Annotated in this window: 16 protein-coding genes and 1 tRNA gene; 7 read left to right on the top strand and 10 right to left on the bottom strand. The window is 72.8% G+C overall.

Annotation, left to right across the window (positions count from 1 at the left end):
• Nucleotides 1-119: 119 nt before the first annotated feature.
• The 8 genes from nhaA to TNCT6_RS02500 all read right to left on the bottom strand — a co-directional run bounded on the left by nhaA (nucleotide 120) and on the right by TNCT6_RS02500 (nucleotide 9161).
• The gene (gene nhaA / locus TNCT6_RS02465) at nucleotides 120-1997 is read right to left on the bottom strand and encodes a Na+/H+ antiporter NhaA (protein WP_141356096.1); all 1878 of its coding nucleotides are present in this window, start codon (nucleotides 1995-1997) and stop codon (nucleotides 120-122) included.
• A 63-nt stretch (nucleotides 1998-2060) separates the two neighbouring features.
• Nucleotides 2061-3308 (bottom strand): serine hydrolase, encoded by a 1248-nt coding sequence (locus TNCT6_RS02470; protein ID WP_141356098.1) that lies wholly within the window; start codon nucleotides 3306-3308, stop codon nucleotides 2061-2063.
• A 168-nt stretch (nucleotides 3309-3476) separates the two neighbouring features.
• Complete coding sequence (locus TNCT6_RS02475; RefSeq protein WP_172632778.1) at nucleotides 3477-4082, bottom strand: GPP34 family phosphoprotein; 606 nt, start codon at nucleotides 4080-4082, stop codon at nucleotides 3477-3479.
• A gap of 112 nt (nucleotides 4083-4194) precedes the next feature.
• Nucleotides 4195-5214, bottom strand: coding sequence for a Gfo/Idh/MocA family protein (locus TNCT6_RS02480; RefSeq protein WP_141356100.1), 1020 nt, complete (start codon nucleotides 5212-5214; stop codon nucleotides 4195-4197).
• A 21-nt stretch (nucleotides 5215-5235) separates the two neighbouring features.
• Complete coding sequence (locus TNCT6_RS02485) at nucleotides 5236-6138, bottom strand: sugar phosphate isomerase/epimerase (protein WP_141356102.1); 903 nt, start codon at nucleotides 6136-6138, stop codon at nucleotides 5236-5238.
• Between the two features lie 4 nt (nucleotides 6139-6142).
• Nucleotides 6143-7060, bottom strand: a complete 918-nt coding sequence (locus tag TNCT6_RS02490) for an ATP-binding cassette domain-containing protein (RefSeq protein WP_141356104.1) — start codon at nucleotides 7058-7060, stop codon at nucleotides 6143-6145.
• A gap of 5 nt (nucleotides 7061-7065) precedes the next feature.
• Complete coding sequence (locus TNCT6_RS02495) at nucleotides 7066-8136, bottom strand: ABC transporter permease (protein WP_172632779.1); 1071 nt, start codon at nucleotides 8134-8136, stop codon at nucleotides 7066-7068.
• Nucleotides 8137-8141: 5 nt separating this feature from the next.
• Nucleotides 8142-9161, bottom strand: a complete 1020-nt coding sequence (locus TNCT6_RS02500; protein ID WP_141356108.1) for a sugar ABC transporter substrate-binding protein — start codon at nucleotides 9159-9161, stop codon at nucleotides 8142-8144.
• 351 nt (nucleotides 9162-9512) lie between these two features.
• Between TNCT6_RS02500 and iolC the strand changes: the two genes are divergently transcribed.
• From iolC to TNCT6_RS02525, 5 genes are all read left to right on the top strand, one after another.
• The gene (gene iolC / locus TNCT6_RS02505; protein WP_141356110.1) at nucleotides 9513-10484 is read left to right on the top strand and encodes a 5-dehydro-2-deoxygluconokinase; all 972 of its coding nucleotides are present in this window, start codon (nucleotides 9513-9515) and stop codon (nucleotides 10482-10484) included.
• A 13-nt stretch (nucleotides 10485-10497) separates the two neighbouring features.
• Nucleotides 10498-11376: a deoxyribose-phosphate aldolase gene (locus TNCT6_RS02510; RefSeq protein WP_141356112.1), complete on the top strand. Its 879-nt coding sequence runs from the start codon at nucleotides 10498-10500 to the stop codon at nucleotides 11374-11376.
• A gap of 107 nt (nucleotides 11377-11483) precedes the next feature.
• On the top strand, nucleotides 11484-12401 hold the full coding sequence (gene iolB / locus TNCT6_RS02515; RefSeq protein WP_141356115.1) for a 5-deoxy-glucuronate isomerase: 918 nt from the start codon (nucleotides 11484-11486) through the stop codon (nucleotides 12399-12401).
• 7 nt (nucleotides 12402-12408) lie between these two features.
• Entirely contained in the window at nucleotides 12409-14292 is a 1884-nt protein-coding gene (gene iolD, locus TNCT6_RS02520) for a 3D-(3,5/4)-trihydroxycyclohexane-1,2-dione acylhydrolase (decyclizing) (RefSeq protein ID WP_141356117.1), read from the top strand.
• 60 nt (nucleotides 14293-14352) lie between these two features.
• Nucleotides 14353-15138: a GntR family transcriptional regulator gene (locus TNCT6_RS02525; RefSeq protein WP_141356119.1), complete on the top strand. Its 786-nt coding sequence runs from the start codon at nucleotides 14353-14355 to the stop codon at nucleotides 15136-15138.
• An 84-nt stretch (nucleotides 15139-15222) separates the two neighbouring features.
• On the opposite strand, the gene TNCT6_RS02530 is transcribed toward TNCT6_RS02525, so the two are convergent.
• Nucleotides 15223-15296 (bottom strand) — tRNA-Pro (locus TNCT6_RS02530).
• 101 nt (nucleotides 15297-15397) lie between these two features.
• On the opposite strand from TNCT6_RS02530, the gene TNCT6_RS02535 reads away from it, so the two are divergent.
• Both TNCT6_RS02535 and cobF read left to right on the top strand, forming a co-directional pair.
• The gene (locus TNCT6_RS02535) at nucleotides 15398-15925 is read left to right on the top strand and encodes a DUF309 domain-containing protein (RefSeq protein WP_141356121.1); all 528 of its coding nucleotides are present in this window, start codon (nucleotides 15398-15400) and stop codon (nucleotides 15923-15925) included.
• An 84-nt stretch (nucleotides 15926-16009) separates the two neighbouring features.
• Entirely contained in the window at nucleotides 16010-16798 is a 789-nt protein-coding gene (gene cobF, locus TNCT6_RS02540) for a precorrin-6A synthase (deacetylating) (protein ID WP_141356123.1), read from the top strand.
• On the opposite strand, the gene TNCT6_RS02545 is transcribed toward cobF, so the two are convergent.
• Nucleotides 16740-17543 (bottom strand): cobalt-precorrin-6A reductase, encoded by an 804-nt coding sequence (locus tag TNCT6_RS02545; protein ID WP_141356125.1) that lies wholly within the window; start codon nucleotides 17541-17543, stop codon nucleotides 16740-16742. The two genes, cobF and TNCT6_RS02545, sit on opposite strands and share 59 nt — an antisense overlap.
• Between the last annotated feature and the right edge of the window lie 155 nt (nucleotides 17544-17698).

Here is a 17698-nt window from a genome sequence, read left to right on the forward strand (position 1 = left end):
ACCGGCCCTGCGGGCCCGTGTGAGGGGGGCGTCCGGGTCGCGGCGCCGGTCTTGCGACCCGGGTGACCGACCCCGCGGGCCACGTGACCCGACCATGCGGCCCGCTGCGGGCCGCATGGTCAGGTGGGCGGGCCCGCCCCCGCGAGTGCGGCGCGTTCGCGGGCTGTGCGGACCGTTGTCGAGAGGGTGGCGATGTCGTAGGCGCCGTGGTGGCGGCGGCCGTTGACGAAGAAGGTCGGGGTGCCGGAGACGGCGCTGAGGTCGGCCGACTCCACGTCGTCGGCCACCCGCTGCGCGCCCTTGCGCTCCCGCAGGTCCCGGCGGAAGCGGTCCATGTCGAGGCCGATCTGCTCGGCGTAGCGCAGGAGGTCCTTGGGGCCCAGGTCGCCCTGGTGGCTGATCAGGACGTCGTGCAGCTCCCAGAAGCGGCCCTGGCGGGCGGCGCCCTCCGCGGCCTCGGCGGCGAGCTGCGCGTTCGGGTGGACGTCGGTCAGCGGCAGGTGCCGCCAGACGTAGCGCACGTCGTCGCCGAAGTCGGCGAGCAGCTCCCGCACGACCGGCTCGGCGAGTCCGCAGTACGGGCACTCGTAGTCGCCGTACTCGACCAGCGTCACCGGGGCGTCGAGCGGCCCGCGGACGTGGTCGCGCTCGGGGTCGACGGGCTCGCCGAGGTCGACGATGACCCGGCCCCGGCCCAGCAGCGCGCGGGCCCGACGGCGCGGGGGCAGCAGGGAGAGGACCCCGGTCACCAGCCAGGTGACGGCGAAGGAGCACAGGACGGTCGCCAGGATGCCGATCTTCGCCTCCTCCAGCCGGGTTCCGCTGAAGGCGAGGGTGGCGATCAGCAGGGACACGGTGAAGCCCACCCCGGCCAGGCCGCCGCCCGCGGTGATGGCGCCCCAGCCGATCGGCGGGCGCAGCCGGCCGCGGCTCAGCCGCACGGCAAGCCAGGTGGAGCCGACGATGCCGATCGGCTTGCCGACGACGTAGCCGAGCAGGATGCCGACGGTGACGGGCGAGGTGAAGGCGTCCGCGAGCCGGGCCGCGCCGAGCGGGAGACCGGCGTTGGCCAGTGCGAACAGCGGCACGATGAGATAGCTGGTCCAGGGGTGGAGCATGCGCTGAAGCCGCTCGTTGGGCGACAGCGCGGTGGCCAGGCCCCGGCGCAGGGTGCGTTCCAGTTCGGGTGTGGGCTGCTCGCGGAAGCGCCGGAAGAGCCGGCTGGCGCGTTCCAGGGCGTGCCGCTGGGCCGGGTGGGCGTAGGTGAGCAGGCCCATGACCAGTCCGCTGACCACCGGGTCGACGCCGGAGCGCAGCAGCGCGCCCCACAGGACCAGGGCGACGAGCGCGTACACGACGGAGATCCGCACGCCGGCCACGCGTAGCGCCATCAGCACGGCGAGGACGCCGAACACGGTGACCAGGGCGGGCACGTAGAGGGTCCCGCTGTAGGCGAAGGCGATGACGGCGAGAGCGAGGAAGTCGTCGGCGACCGTGACGCCGAGCAGGAAGACCCGCAGGCCGCCGGGCAGCCGGGAGCCGAAGACGGCGAGGATGCCGAGCGCGAACGCCGTGTCGGTGGACATGGTCGCGCCCCACCCCCGGGCGGTGGCGTGCCCCGCGTTGACGGCCAGGTAGATCGCCACGGGTACGGCCATGCCGCTGATCCCGGCGATCGCCGAGAGCGCGAGCCGCCTGCGCTCTCTCAGCTCGCCGATGTCGTACTCCCGGCGGGCTTCCAGGCCGACGACGAAGAAGAACAGCGCCATCAGCCCGCTGTTGATCCACTCCCGCAGTCCCAGGGAGACCCCGGTCGAGCCGACCATGAACGACACGTGGGTGCGCCAGAACGACTCGTAGGTTCCGGGCGAGACGTTGGCCCACACCAGCGCGGCGACCGCGGCGGCGAGCAGCACGGCGGCGCTGCCGGTCTCGGTGCGCAGGAAGGCGCGGAGCGGGCCGTGCGCGCCGGCGCCGCAGGCGGTCTGCCCGCTCATGGGCGGCTGTTCCGGAAGTGTGGTCGGGGCCCGGGACACGTCGTCACTCCATGGAGGGGCCGGTCACCGGGCGGCTGCCCGGGCCGGCAGGTCGAAGACGTGCTCCGGGGTGACGATCTTCGTGATCGCCTCGCCGAGCAGGGTGCTGGGCTCCGTCCCCTTGTCGTCGATGTCGCTGTTCAGCAGGACGACGAGAGTCGTCCGCGCCGGGGGGAGGTGGACCGTGAGGGACTCGTAGCCCGGCAGTGAGCCGTTGTGGCCGATCCAGCCCCGCACGTCGAAGATGCCGAGGCCGTATCCGGCGCCGGGGACCGAGGTCGGGAGTGTGGTGAGCCGCTGCTTCTGGGAGGCGGGGCTGATGAGCCTGGTGCCGTCGGGCAGGACGCCCGTGGCGACGGTGCGCGCCCATACGCGCAGGTCGTCGAGGTTGGAGACCATCGCTCCGGCCGCCCAGCCCCAGGAGGGGTTCCAGTCGGCCGCGTCCCGCACCTCGCCGTTCGCCGTCCGGTTCGTGTAGCCCTGCGCGTGCGGCCGGGGGAACCGCGCCCCGGCCGGGAAGAAGGTCTGGTCGAGTCCGGCCGGCCGCAGCACATGGGTGCCGATGTAGTCCGCGAGCGTCCGGCCGCTCGCCTTCTGGACGACCAGGCCCAGCAGGATGAGGTTGGTGTTGCTGTAGTCGAACCTCCGGCCCGGCGGGAAGAGCACGGGGTGCTTGAAGGCGTGGGCGAGCAACTGGTTCGGGGTGAAGGGCCGGCGCGGATCCGAGGTCAGCGCCTTGCGGAAGCCCGCGTCGGCCGTGTAGTCGGGCAGTCCGCTGCGCATCCCGGCGAGCTGTCGCAGGGTGATCCGGTCCCCGTTCGGCACGCCGGCGACGTACTTGCCGACGGGGTCGTCCAGGCCCAGCTTGTGCCGGTCCACGAGGTGCAGCAGCGCCGTCACGGTGAAGGTCTTGGTCTCGCTGCCGATCCGCATGTACAGGTCGGGCGACATCTTCCGCCCGGTGCTCTTGTCGGCGACGCCGAAGGACTTGACGTACTGGCCCTGGTCCGGTGTCCACAGCCCCACGGTCACCCCGGGCACGCCCGCCTGCCGCATGACGCGCAGCACGGCCTGGTCGAGCTGCCGGACCACGTCGGGACTCAGTCTCCGCACCCCGGTCGGGGACAGCCCCGAAGGCGCGGCGGCGGCGACGGCGCCGGGGCGGATGGCGGGTCCGGCGGAGGCGGCCCCGCCGGTGGGCGGCACCACGAGGATTCCGACGGCGGCCGCGGTGACGACACCCCGTCGCAGTCGTGGACACGCATGGGTCATGCGCCGGCTCCAAGCGCGTGGGAACGAGCCCGCGGCCGTCCCGGACGAGCAGGGGACGAGGGGCCGCCGCGCGATTCCGTCGGCGCACGCCGACGGAATCGCGCGGGCGATGACCCGCGCCGCACTTCAGCTTAGGAGCGCCCCCGCGGCACCGCCTGTCGGCGACGGCTACGCGCCCCGCCATACGTTGGCGAAGGCCGCGTCCTCGATGGCCCGGCGCTGGCGGACGGCCTCCAGTTCCATCACCGCGTCATGGACGACCGCGAGGACGGCGAGGACCGCGTCGTCGGTGACGCCCGACTCGGCCGCGGCCATCTCTTCGCGGATCCCGACGGCCGCGGCGAGGGTGAGCAGCACCGGCTCGTCGGCCGCCCAGCGGTAGCCCGCGCGGCGCCGCGCCTCGGTGTCGCTGAGGACCGAGCGGCCGCCCCGGAAGGGCAGCCAGCGGCTGCGTTCCCAGGTGACCTGGCCCTCCTGTTCCAGTGCGGTCAGATAGGCCCGGGCCAGGCCGCGCCCGCGCCGCCAGAGCCAGTCCTCCAGGGTTTCGTACGGCACCTGGCGCACCAGCGAGGAGGCGGCCTCGTCCAGCAGCCGGTCGTCGAGCTCCGGCAGGGGCCGCGGCACGATCCGGTCGGCGACCAGCTCCAGCACCTCGGCCCGCAGCAGGTCGTACGCCTCGGCTCCGGCCAGCGCCAGGGAGAGGTCCCCGCGCTCCAGCGACCGGCTGGGTTCCAGGTCCAGGGCGACGATCATCAGGTCACGCGCTGTGCTCATTACGCTCCCCGTCGAGGAGTTGCGCACCACTGCGCACCGGCGGCCGAACGCGACGTTCGGTGCTTCCCGTACGCCCCGACTGTAGCGCGGCGGGCGAGGCGCGCGGCCGGTGTCATCCGTACAGTGCCGGGCGTTCCGGCAGCTCCACCTCCACCCGGCCGCCCTCGGTCAGGGACCGGACGCCCGCCGCGCTGACCGCGGCCGCGGCGTAGCCGTCCCAGGCGGTGGGACCCGTGGCCGTGCCGTGGCGGACGGAGTCGATCCAGGCGCGCAGTTCGCGGTCGTAGGCGTCTTCGAAGCGTTCGAGGTAGTCCTGGGCGATGGTGCCGCCCCAGCGGCCCGCCGTCTGGGTGACCATGGCGTGGCCGTCGCCGACGCGGGCCGTGCCGCGCTCGCAGACGGCCTCGGCCTGGACCTGGTAGCCGAAGCCGCAGTTGACGAAGATCTCCGCGTCGGCGATGACGCCGCCGTCCGTCTCGAGGACGACGAACTGCGGGTCCTGCATGCCGTCGGGGGCGTCGCGGGACGGGGTGGGGCGCAGGACCGTCACCGCGGTGATCTCCTGGCCGAGCAGCCAGCGGGTCACGTCCATCTCGTGCACGAGCGAGTCGCTGATGAGCAGCTCGCCGGCCCATCCGGGCGGGGCGGCCACGTTGCGGTGGCGGTGGTGCAGCAGCAGCGGGCGGCCCAGCCGGCCGGTCCGTAGGAGCTGTTCGAGCCGGAGGTATTCCGGGTCGTAGCGCCGCATGAAGCCCACCTGGATGCGCCGCCGGCCGAGCCGCTGCTCGGCTTCGAGCACGCGCAGGGCGGAGGCCGGGTCCGGGGTGAGGGGTTTCTCGCACAGGACGGGCAGGTCGTGGGCGAGGGCGGCGAGCAGTGCCGCCTCGTGGGCGGGGCTCGAGGAGGCCACGAGCACCGCGTCGACGTCGGCCGCGGCCAGCGCGGCGGCCGGGTCGGTGTACGCGGCACAGCCGCCGGCGCGGGCCGCGACGGCCGAGGCGCGTTCCGCGTCGGCGTCCACGACGGCGCTGACCCGGGCCCCGCTGACGACCTCCTGGATCCTGCGCACATGGTCGGCGCCCATCCGGCCCACGCCGATGACGGCGACGTTCAGCGTCGATGACCGGGCCATCGTCGTCCTTCCTCGGCGGGGTCAGGCACCGCAGGACTTGAGGAACCTGCGTGTGCGCACCGCGATGGGCAGCGGCTTGTCCGGCTCGCACGGGTACATGTCCTGCTCGACGATCGCGAAGAGGTCCACGCCTAGTCCCTGCGCGGCCGTCAGGACCGGTTCCAGCGCCGGTACTCCGGCCGGCGGCTCGCACATGACGCCCCGCTGGACCGCCGGCCCGAAGGGGACCTCGTTCGCCACCACCTCGGCGAGGATCTCCGGGTCGACCTGCTTGAGGTGCAGGTAGCCGATGCGCTCGCCGTACGTCTCGATCAGCTTGACGCTGTCGCCGCCGCAGTAGGCGTAGTGCCCGGTGTCCAGGCAGAGGCTGACGAGATCGGAGTCGGTGGAGTCGAGGAAGCGCTCGACGTGGGCCTCGGTGTCGATGTGGGTGTCGGCGTGGGGGTGGACGACGATGTCGAGGCCGTACGTCTCCCTGACCTGGTGGCCGAGCCGTTCCATGCCCCGGGTCAGGTGCGCCCACTGCTCGCCGGTCAGCTCCGGCTGCTCCAGGATCTCCGCGGTCTTGTCGTCGCGCCAGAAGGAGGGGATGACGACGAGGTGGTGTGCGCCCATGGCCCGGGTGAGTTCGGCGACCTGGCTGACGTGTTCCCAGGTGGACTCCCACACCGACGGGCCGCGGTGCAGGCCGGTGAAGACGGTGCCCGCCGAGACCTTGAGGTTCCGCTTGGCCACCTCGTCGGTGAGCCGGGCCGGGTCGGTCGGCAGGTAGCCGTGGGGGCCGAGTTCGATCCAGGAGTAGCCGGCCTCGGCCACCTCGTCGAGGAAGCGTTCCCAGGGCACCTGCGCGGGGTCGTCGGGGAACCAGACACCCCAGGAGTCGGGGGCGGAGCCGACCCGGATGCGGTCCAGCACGGGGGCCATGTCATCAGTTCCCTTCGGTGGGTGCCGGTGCGGGCGCGGTGGGCGCGGCGAGGTCCTCCGCCTCCGGGAGCTCCTCGGTGTCGACACCGCGGACCTGCGACAACTCGTGCTTGAGGGCGGCGAGTTCGGTGCCGCCGGCCATGTGGTGGGTCAGTTCCTCCAGGCCGACGTCGCTGCGGCCGGCACTGAGTTCGAGGGTGCCGAGGCGCAGCACGCTGAAGTGGTCGCCGACCATGTAGGCGTGGTGGGGGTTGTGGGTGATGAAGATGACGCCGAGGCCGCGGTCGCGGGCGGCGGCGATGTACTTGAGGACCACACCGGACTGCTTGACGCCGAGGGCGGCGGTGGGCTCGTCGAGGATGAGGACGCGGGCACCGAAGTGGACGGCGCGGGCGATGGCGACGCACTGGCGCTGGCCGCCGGAGAGGGTGCCGATGGGCTGTTCCAGGTCGTCCAGGACGATGCCCATGTTGCGCAGTTCCTCGTCCGCCGTCCGCTTCATCCGGGCGATGTCGAGTCGGCGGACGGGCCAGGGGCCCTTGGTCATCTCCGAGCCGAGGAAGAAGTTCCGCCACACCGGCATGAGCGGGACGGTCGCGAGGTCCTGGTAGACGGTGGCGATGCCCTTGGCGAGGGCGTCGCGCGGGCTGGAGAAGCGCACCGGTTCGCCGTCGACGAGGAACTCGCCCTCGGTGTGCCGGTGCAGCCCGGAGATGATCTTGATGAGGGTGGACTTGCCGGCGCCGTTGTCGCCGAGCACGCAGGTCACGTGCCCCGGGTGGACGGCGAGGTCGACGCCGTGCAGGGCGCGGATGTTGCCGTAGGACTTGCCGGCGCCGCGCAGTTCGACGACGGGCCCGTCGTGCGCGGGCTCGGTGTCGGGGAGGACGGCTCCGTGGGCCGCCGCCTTGTCGGTCGTCATGTCGGTCACCTCCGGGTCGCCGTACGCCGGACCCACAGATTGATGAGGACGGCGCCGAGCAGCATCACGCCGAGGAAGGCCTTGAACCAGTCGGGGTTCCAGCCCGCGTAGACGATGCCCTGGTTCACCATGCCGAACATGAAGGCGCCGAAGACGGGGCCGATGGCGGAGCCGTAGCCGCCGGTGAGCAGGCAGCCGCCGATCACGGCGGCGGCGATGTAGATGAGCTCCTGGCCGACGCCCTCGCCGGACTGCACGGTGTTGAACGAGAACAGCTGGTGCATGCCCGCGAACCAGGCACCGAAGCCGACCAGCATGAACAGGGTGATCTTGGTGAAGGTGACGGGCACGCCGACCGCGCGGGCGCTGTCCTTGTTGCCGCCGACCGCGAAGATCCAGTTGCCGTACTTGGTGCGCAGCAGGACCCAGGTGGCCAGTGCGGCGAAGACCAGCCACCACACCACGGTGATCTTCACCTCGACACCGCCGACGTCGAAGGACGAGGCGAAGACGGCCTTCGCCTGCTCGAAGCCGTCCATGTCGCTGATGTCGTCGGTGGCGACGTTGCCGGTGACCAGTTTGGTGACGGCGAGGTTGACGCCCTGGAGGATCAGGAAGGTGCCCAGGGTGACCAGGAAGCTCGGCAGGCCGGTCTTCACCAGCATCCAGCCGTTGAAGGCGCCGACCCCCAGCGACACCGCCAGGGCGACGATCACACCCGCCCACACGTTCATCGTGAGCTGGTAGCTGAGCATGCTCGCGGTGAGCGCCGAGGTGATCACCGCGACACCGGCGGAGAGGTCGAACTCGCCGCCGATCATCAGCAGCGCCACCGGCAGGGCCATGATCCCGATGGTCGACGACTGGTACAGGACCGTCGCCATGGAGCCGCCCTGGCGGACCGAGGGCGCGACGGCGAGGAAGAACACGAGCACGGCGACGGCGCCGAGGAAGACCCCGACCTCCGGGCGGGCCAGCAGCCTGAGCGCCAGCGGGCGCCGTACGGTTCGGCCGTCGGTCTGCTGGGAGCCGGGGGCCGGCGGTGTGCTCACCGCCGGTGCGGCCTGCTGGGACATGTCACTCACCTGGTGCCCTTCGCGGCGAACCCCGCGATCTTCTCGACGTTGGACTTGTCGACGAAGGCCGGTCCGGTGAGCACGGGCTGCTCACCGCCGCCGCTGTAGTTGCCGTTGTTCTTGTACAGCCACAGGCCGTCCACGGCCAGGTAGCCCTGGAGGTAGGGCTGCTGGTCGACGGCGAACTCGATGTCGCCCTTCTTGACGGCGCCGGCCAGCTCCTTGTTGAGGTCGAAGGTGGCGACCTGGGCCTTGCTGCCCGCGTCGCCCACCGACTGCACCGCGGTCATCGCGACGGGGGCGCCGAGGGTGACGACGTGGTCGACGGAGCCGTCCTGCTTGAGCTTGGCGGTGATCGTCGACTTCACCGACGGCATGTCCGCGCCGTTGACGTAGAGGTTCTCGATCGAGCCCTGGAAGGTCTTCTTCACGCCGTCGCAGCGCTGGGTCAGGCCGACGTTGCCCTGCTCGTGGATCACGCAGACGGCCTTCTTGGCGCCGACCTCGTTCAGCTTCTTGCCGAACGCCTCGCCCGCCACCGACTCGTCCTGCCCGAAGAACTCCAGCAGGTTGAGCTTCTTCCAGTCGTTCAGGCCGGAGTTGAGTCCGACCACGGGTATGCCGGCCTGCTCGGCCTTGGCCAGCACGCTCCGCATCGCCTCCGGCTTGGCGAGGGTGACGGCGATGCCGTCGACCTTCTGGTCGATGGCGTTCTGGACGAGGTTGGCCTGGGTGCCGGCGTTGGGGTCGGCGGAGTAGACCAGCTTGATGTTGTCCTTGGCGGCGGCCGCCTCGGCGCCCTTGCGGACGATGTCCCAGAAGGTGTCGCCGGGTGCCTGGTGGGTGACCAGCGCGACCGTCATCCGGGGCGTGCCGGCCTTGCCCGCGGTGCCGCCGCCGTCCCCGCCCTCCTCGGCCTTCTTTCCGCCCGAGCCGCTGGAACAGCCGGCGAGGGCCAGGGCCGCCGCCGCGGTCACGGCCACGAGGGGGGCGACTCCGCGGGAGCGGCGAGAAGAGCGGTCCATCTTTCCTGCACCTCACTGTGGTTCGGGGAAAGCTCGGGGAGAACTCGGGAAACTCGGGGGAGGGTAGGGCATCGGGAGGTCCGGGGCCCAGGGCCGGCAAGGACGGATCCGGGGCCGTGTGCCGCTTGCGCGGCTGGTGCGTTGGGACCGGATCCAATCCCCTGGCGCGCCCGCTGTCAATACTTTGTTAAGACATCCGTTCACGAGCTAGTCCGAATGTAAGAACAAACTCTTGACAGTGTGGCCGTCCGCGTCCTACATCTGGGAGGCGGCAGGCCCCGGGATCCGTGTCCCCACCGTCGCGGGGCCCCCTGGGATCCGCACCCCAGCCCAGCCCGAGGAGCGTCGCGCATGGCAGAGCCCGCTGAGTCCGCCCAGTCCTTCGACCTGATCACCATGGGACGCATCGGAGTCGATCTCTACCCCCTGCAGTCCGGCGTACCCCTGGCCCGCGTGGAGACCTTCGGCAAGTTCCTCGGCGGTTCCGCGGCCAACGTGGCCGTCGCCGCGGCCCGGCTCGGCCGCTCCACCGCGGTGATCACCCGCACCGGCGACGACCCGTTCGGCGCGTATCTCCACGAGGCGCTGAAGGACTTCGGCGTCGACGACCGCTGGGTCACGCCGGTCGCCGCGTACCCCACCCCGGTGACCTTCTGCGAGATCTTCCCGCCGGACGACTTCCCCCTCTACTTCTACCGCCGGCCCAAGGCCCCGGACCTGGAGATCCACACCGACGAGCTGGACCTCTCCGCCATCCGCGCGGCCCGGATCTTCTGGATCACCGGCACCGGCCTGAGCGAGGAGCCGAGCCGCTCCGCCACACTCGCCGCCCTGGCCGCGCGCGACAAGGCGGGCACCACCGTCTTCGACCTCGACTGGCGCCCGATGTTCTGGCCGGATCCCGCCCGGGCCCGCCCGTACTACGCCGAGGCGCTGCGGCACGCCACCGTGGCGGTCGGCAACGTCGACGAGTGCGAGATCGCCACCGGCGTGCGCGAACCCGAGGCCTGCGCCGAGGCGCTGCTGGCGGCCGGTGTGGAACTGGCCGTCGTCAAACAGGGCCCCAAGGGAGTCCTCGCGGTGCACCGGGACGGCAGCCGGGCCGAGGTCCCGCCGGTGCCCGTCGAGGTCGTCAACGGCCTCGGCGCGGGCGACGCGTTCGGCGGCTCGCTCTGCCACGGCCTGCTGTCGGGCTGGGACCTGACGACGGCCATGCGGTACGCCAACGCGGCCGGCGCCCTCGTCGCCTCCCGCCTCGCCTGCTCCTCCGCGATGCCCACCCGTGCGGAGGTCGACGGCCTCCTCGCGCGAGCCACTGCCTGAACGGAGCCTCCTCTTGAGCCTCAGCATCCCCGACCTGACCGCGGTCCGTGCCCGGCACCCCGAGGCCGTCGCGGAGGCGGCCGCGCACCGGGTGCGCCGCCCGCTGATCGGCGACAGCGGCCGACTGATGATCGTGGCCGCCGACCACCCCGCCCGCGGCGCGCTCGGGGTCGGCGACCGCAGACTCGCCATGGCCAACCGGGCCGACCTGCTCGAACGTCTCTGCGTCGCGCTGTCGCGGCCCGGCGTCGACGGGGTGCTCGCCACCGCCGACGTCCTGGAGGACCTGCTGCTCCTCGGGGTGCTCGACGGCAAGGTCGTCATGGGCTCGATGAACCGCGGCGGCCTGTCCGGCGCCTCCTTCGAGATGGACGACCGCTTCACCGGGCACCGCGCCCGCGACATCGCCCGGCTCCGCTTCGACGCGGGCAAGCTGCTGCTGCGCATCGACTACGACGACCCGGGCTCACTGACCACCATGGAGTCCACCGCGCGGGCCGTCGACGAGATGGCGGAGTTGCGCCTGCCGGTCTTCGTCGAGCCGTTCATCGCGCGCCGCGCCGGCGGCAGGGTCGCCAACGACCTGTCCGCCGAGGCCGTCACCCGCTCCATCGCCATAGCGTCGGGCCTGGGCGGCACCTCCGCCTACACCTGGCTGAAACTGCCCGTCACCGAGAATCCGGACGACATGGCCGAGGTCCTGCGGACCTCCACGCTGCCGGCCGTGCTGCTCGGCGGCGAGATCGGCGACGACCAGGAGGGCGCCTACGAGCGCTGGCGCAAGGCCCTCAGACTCCCCACCGTGCAGGGCATGGTCGTCGGCCGGTCACTGCTGTATCCGGCCGCGGGCAGTGTGGAGAGCGCGGTCGACACGGCCGTGAGCCTGCTGTGACCGGGCCCTTCCGGTCCGGGCCTTGCCCCGGCCCGCCCGCGCTCCGGCCGTGACGCCCGTGCTCCAGCCGTGATTCGCCGTTGTCCCGCCGCGACAGGAGGCATTTCGTGACCAGCCCCTACCACCTCCCCGCCGGAAAGGCCCTCGCCGGCCCCTACGTCGTGGACGTGAGCCCGGAGTCCGCCGGCTGGGACCACGCCGGCCTGCGCGTCCTGGAACTGCCGCCCGGCGGCTCGCACACCTTCGAAACCGGCGACAGCGAGTGGATCGTGCTGCCGCTCAGCGGCGGCTGCACGGTCGCCGCCGACGACGATTTCGGCAGTGACACGTTCCAACTGGCCGGCCGCGAGAGCGTGTTCAGCGGTGTGAGCGACTTCGCGTACGTACCCCGCGACGCCCGCGCGACCGTCTCGTCCACCGGCGGCGGACGGTTCGCGCTCACCGGCGCCCGCTGCGCCCGGCGCCTGCCCGCCCGTTACGGTCCGGCGTCCGGCGTACCGGTGGAGCTGCGCGGCACCGGGAACTGCTCCCGCCAGGTCAACAACTTCGGCGCGGCCGCCCCCTCCGGAGGCGCTGACGGGCAGGGTTTCGAGTGCGACAAGCTGATCGCCGTGGAGGTGATCACCCCGGGCGGCAACTGGTCCTCCTTCCCGCCGCACAAGCACGACGAGCACCGGCCGGGCGAGGAGTCGGTCCTGGAGGAGATCTACTACTTCGAGTTCGCCGCCCACGACGGCACCCCCGGCCTCGGGTACCAGCGAGTCTCCCCGTCCGGTCCCGGCCGGGAGACGGACGTGCTGGCCGAGGTGCGCGGCGGTGACGTGGTCCTGATCCCGGACGGCTGGCACGGGCCGTCGATGGCCGTGCCCGGCCACCACATGTACTACCTCAACGTCATGGCCGGACCGGACGCCGAGCGCGCCTGGCTGATCTGCGACCACCCCGACCACGCGTGGATCCGCGACACCTGGCCCGAGCAGCCCGTCGACCCCCGCCTCCCCCTGTACACCGCCCCTTCCCCGTGAGGTCACGATGAGCCATTCCACGATCCGCCTCACCGCCGCCCAGGCGCTGGTGCGGTTCCTCGCCGCCCAGTACACCGAACGGGACGGCGTAAGGCACCGGCTGATCGCCGGCACCTGGGGCATCTTCGGCCACGGCAACGTGGCCGGTCTCGGACAGGCGCTGATGGAGGCGGGCGAGGACGTCATGCCCTACCACCAGGGCCGCAACGAGCAGGCCATGGTGCACGCGGCGGTCGGGTACGCCCGGCAGCGCGGCCGGCTGTCCACGCAGGCGGTCACGACGTCCATCGGACCGGGCGCCACCAACCTCGCCACGGGTGCGGCCCTGGCCACGATCAACCGCCTCCCGGTGCTCCTGCTCCCCGGCGACTACTTCGCCTCGCACGCCGCCGACCCGCTGCTCCAGCAGCTGGAGCACCCCGTCGAGGCGGACGTGTCCGTCAACGACACCCTGCGCCCGGTGTCCCGCTGGTTCGACCGGATCACCCGCCCCGAGGCCCTGATCCCCTCCGCCCTGAACGCCATGCGGGTGCTCACCGACCCGGCCGAGACCGGGGCGGTCACCCTCGCGCTGCCGCAGGACGTGCAGGCGGAGGCCTTCGACTGGCCCGAGGAGTTCTTCGCCGAGCGGGTGTGGCGGGTACGGCGTCCCGCCCCGGACCCGGCCGAACTCGCCGACGCGGTACGGGCCGTGCGGGCCGCCCGGCGTCCACTGGTCGTCGCCGGCGGCGGAGTCCACCACAGCGGGGCCGAGGACGCGCTGAAGGCGCTCGCCGACGCCACCGGCATCCCGGTCGCCTCCACCCAGGCGGGCAAGGGCTCGCTGCGCCACGACCACCCGGCCGACCTCGGCGGCATCGGCCACACCGGCACGGCCGTCAGTGACGACCTGGCCCGCACCGCGGACCTGGTCATCGGCGTCGGCACCCGCTACACCGACTTCACCACGGCCTCCGGCACGCTCTTCCAGAACCCGGAGGTCCGGTTCGTCAACCTCAACGTCACCGCGTTCGACGCCCACAAGCTGGCGGCCACCACCCTCGTCTGCGACGCGCGGACCGGTCTGACGGCACTCACGGAGGCACTGGCCGGGCACCGTGTGGACGCCGGGTACGAGGCCGGGTACCGCGCCGGCAAGGAGCGCTGGGAGCGGGTGGTCGAGGCGGCGTTCCGCGCCGACGACGACAGCGCCGTACCGACCCAGAGCCAGGTGCTGGGCGCGCTGGACGCGGTCGTGGGCGACGACGACGTGGTGATCAACGCGGCTGGCTCCCTCCCCGGTGACCTGCACAAACTGTGGCGGACCCGCTCCCCGCGCCAGTACCACCTGGAGTACGGCTACTCCTGCATGGGCTACGAGATCCCGGCCGCGATCGGCGTGCAGCAGGCCGCGCCGGACACGCCGGTGTGGGCGCTGGTCGGCGACGGCACCTACCTGATGATGCCGACGGAGATCGTCACCGCCGTCCAGGAGGGCCTGCCCGTCAACGTGGTGCTGGTCCAGAACCACGGGTACGCCTCCATCGGCGGCCTGTCGGAGTCGGTGGGCGCCGAGCGCTACGGCACCGCCTACCGCTACCGCGCCGCCGACGGCTCCTTCACGGGCGCACCCCTCCCCGTGGACCTCGCCGCCAACGCCGCCAGCCTCGGCATGGAGGTGCTGCGCGCCAAGACGGTCGGCGAGCTGCGCCGGGCGCTCGGCGCGGCCCGCGCCTCCGACCGGCCGACGTGCGTCCACGTCGAGACCGACGTCGAGCGTCCCGCCCCGGCCGCTCCCCCGGCCGAGGCCTGGTGGGACGTGCCGGTGGCCGAGGTGTCCGCCCGTGAGCCCGCCGTCCGGGCCCGCGCGCGCTACGACCGCGAGGTGGCCGCCCGCCGCCGCCATCTGTGAAGGCGCCCCGGCCGGGGCCGCTCCAGCCCGTGTCCCACCCGACCCGAAGGGGGTGCCGCCATGGCGGCGACCGGTGACCGGTCCCGTCCCGGGACCGTCTGCGCGCTCGATTCCCTGGACTTCGCGCTGGACCGGGGCAGTCCGGTGCCGCTGTACCACCAGTTCGCCCAGCAGCTGGAGGGGGCGATCGAACGCGGGCTCCTCATCCCGGGGGACCTCCTGGGCAACGAGATCGACCTGTCCGCGCGCCTGGGCCTGTCCCGCCCCACGGTCCGCCAGGCCATCCAGTCCCTGGTCGACAAGGGCCTCCTGGTGCGGCGGCGCGGGGTGGGCACCCAGGTGGTGCACAGCAGGGTCAAGCGCCCCCTGGAGCTGAGCAGTCTCTACGACGACCTGGAGACGGCCGGGCAGGGACCGACCACCAGGGTGCTGCGCAACGAGCGGGTGCCCGCGACCGCCGACGTGGCCGCCGCGCTCGGCCTCGCGAAGGGCGCCGAGGTCACGGTGCTGGAACGGCTGCGGTTCACGCACGGCCGGCCGGTGGCCTTCCTGTGCAACCACCTGCCGGCGGCCCTGCTCGAACCGGACACCGCCCGGCTGGAGTCGACGGGTCTGTACCGCGTGATGCGCTCGGCGGGCATCACCCTGCACAGCGCCCGCCAGACCATCGGCGCCCGCGCGGCCACCGCCGAGGAGGCCCCCCTGCTCGACGAGCGGGAGGGCGCCGCCCTGCTCACCATGCAGCGCACGGCCTACGACGACACGGGCCGCGCGGTCGAGCACGGCACCCACGTGTACCGCGCGTCCCGGTACACCTTCGACTTCCAGCTGCTGGTGAGGTCGTGAAAGGGGCGCCACTGGTCCCCGAACATGATCAAGGGGATGTTTCGGATTCCTCCAAAACATCCCCTGACCTGCGACTCTTTCGAGTCGGGACGACAGGATTTGAACCTGCGACCCCTTGACCCCCAGTCAAGTGCGCTACCAAGCTGCGCCACGTCCCGGTGCGCGTTCGTGCGGTGAACCACGTGATCGCGCGAACGTCACTTTACCCCACCTCGGGGTCCGCGCCGAAAAGGGGCACGGGGTCGGGGACAATCGGCGTATGAGCGGCACTTCCTCCGACAGGCCGGCGGGCGCGCGGGACCGGGACAGTGAGGGGCGGGCGCGCAACGCGCGGCCCCGGGACGGGCTCGGGCGGCCCCTGCCGTACGGCGCCGACGGTGTACCGAGGCAGCCCGAGGGCGTGGTGCGCACCCCGCCGGCGACGGTCGCCGAGGCTCAGGCGCTGCTGGACGCGGGCAAGCCGTTCCACGCGCACGAGGTCTTCGAGGACGCCTGGAAGTCGGGGCCGCCGGCGGAGCGCGCCCTGTGGCGGGGGCTGGCCCAGCTCGCGGTGGGGCTCACGCACGCGGCCCGCGGCAACGTCACCGGCGGCGCACGGCTGCTGCGGCGCGGGGCGGGGGCGGTGGAGGAGTGGGTGGCGGACACCGGGGAGCGGACTCCGTACGGCATGGACGTGTCCGGGGTGGCGGTGTGGGCGCGGGAGCTGGCGGACGCCGTGGACAGCGGGGCGTCGGGTGCCGTGGACGCGGCGGAGCGGGCGCCTCGGCTGCGCGGCGGCGGGGCGTAGCCCGCGGGCGGCGTGAGCGGTGCCGGTGGCGGTCGGTGCGACGCCGGTGGACGCGTTGTCAGTGCCGTACGGCAGACTCGGGGCGTGCGAAAGATTCATGTGATCGGCATCGGCGCGGGCGACCCCGACCAGCTCACCCTCCAGGCTGTCAGGGCGCTGTGCGACACGGACGTGTTCTTCGTCCTCGACAAGGGCGAGGCGAAGTCGGACCTCGTGCAGCTGCGCCGGGACATGCTTCGCACGCACATACCGGAGGGGACGTACCGCGTGGTGGAGGCGCGTGACCCGGAGCGGGACCGAACGGCGGGCGGTTCCGCCTACTCCCCCGCCGTCGGCGACTGGCGCAGCGCACGCGCGGACATCTACGAGCGGCTGATCACGGGGGAACTGGGGGAGGACGAGACCGGCGCGTTCCTGGTGTGGGGCGATCCGGCGCTGTACGACAGCACGCTCGGCATCCTCCAGGAGGTGCTGGCGCGGGGCACGGTGGACTTCGCGTACGACGTGGTGCCCGGCATCAGCAGCGTCTCGGCCCTGGTCGCCCGGCACCGTACGGGGCTGAACCGGGTCGCCCGGCCCGTGCAGATCACCACCGGGCGGCGGCTGGCCGAGGGGTTCCCGGAGGGCGTGGACGACGTGGTGGTGATGCTCGACGCCCACCAGGCCTTCCGGCACTGCGCCGACCAGGACATCGACATCTACTGGGGCGCCTACATAGGCACCCCGGACGAGATCCTCGTCTCCGGCCCGATCGCCGAGGCCGCGCCACGCATCGAGCGGCTGCGGGCCGAGGCACGCGAGCGCAAGGGGTGGATCATGGACACGTATCTGCTGCGCCGCAAGCCCGAGGGTCGGCCGGAGAGGGCGGAGTAGGCCGGACGACCCGGTCGAGGCGTTCCAGCACGGCCGTGACATCCGGTACGGCGGTCAGCTCCGGGGACAGCGGCGGACGGCGTACGACGACGACGGGCAGCCCGAGTTCCCGCGCGGCCGAGAGTTTGGCCGCGGTGGCCGCTCCCCCGCTGTCCTTGGTCACCAGTACGTCGATGCGGTGCTCCCTGAGCAGCTCTGTCTCACCGGCCACGGTGAACGGCCCGCGGGCCAGCACCACCCGTGTGTCCGGGGGCATCGGCGGCTCGGGCGGCTCGACCGACCGTACGACGAAGCGCGTCTCGGCCAGGTGGGCGAAGGCGGAGAGGCCCAGCCGTCCCGTGGTGAGAAACGCCCGGCGTCCGAGCCGCGGCAGCATCTCCGCCGCGGCGTGCAGCGAGGGGACCGGGTGCCAGCGGTCCCCGGGGCCCGGCCGCCATCCGGGCCGGCGCAGGACCACCACGGGTACGCCGGTCGCCGCCGCGGCCCGCGCCGCGTTCCGCGTGATCGCCTCGGCGAAGGGGTGGGTGGCGTCGACGACTGCGTCCACGCGGTGCTCGCGCAGCCAGGAGGCCAGCCCCTCCGCCCCACCGAACCCCCCGACCCGTACCTCCCCGTCGAGCGCCCCCGGCCGCGTCACCCGCCCCGCCAGCGAACTGGTCACCCGCACCTCGTCCCGCGCCGCAAGCACCGTGGCCAGTTCACGGGCCTCGGCGGTACCACCGAGAACCAGGATGTGCGAGGACATGACATCGAGCGTAGGGGGTGACGGACGGGGCACGGCATCGGGGTGCGGCGACGAGGGCACGAGCTCCCGCCGGGCGACGGGTCTCTCCGCGTGCGGCGCGTGGCCTCATGCGCGTGCGGCGCGCGCATCACCCCCGATTCGAACCCGCGATTGCC

The sequence above is a fragment of the Streptomyces sp. 6-11-2 genome, from assembly GCF_006540305.1.
Classification (GTDB): Bacteria; Actinomycetota; Actinomycetes; order Streptomycetales; family Streptomycetaceae; genus Streptomyces.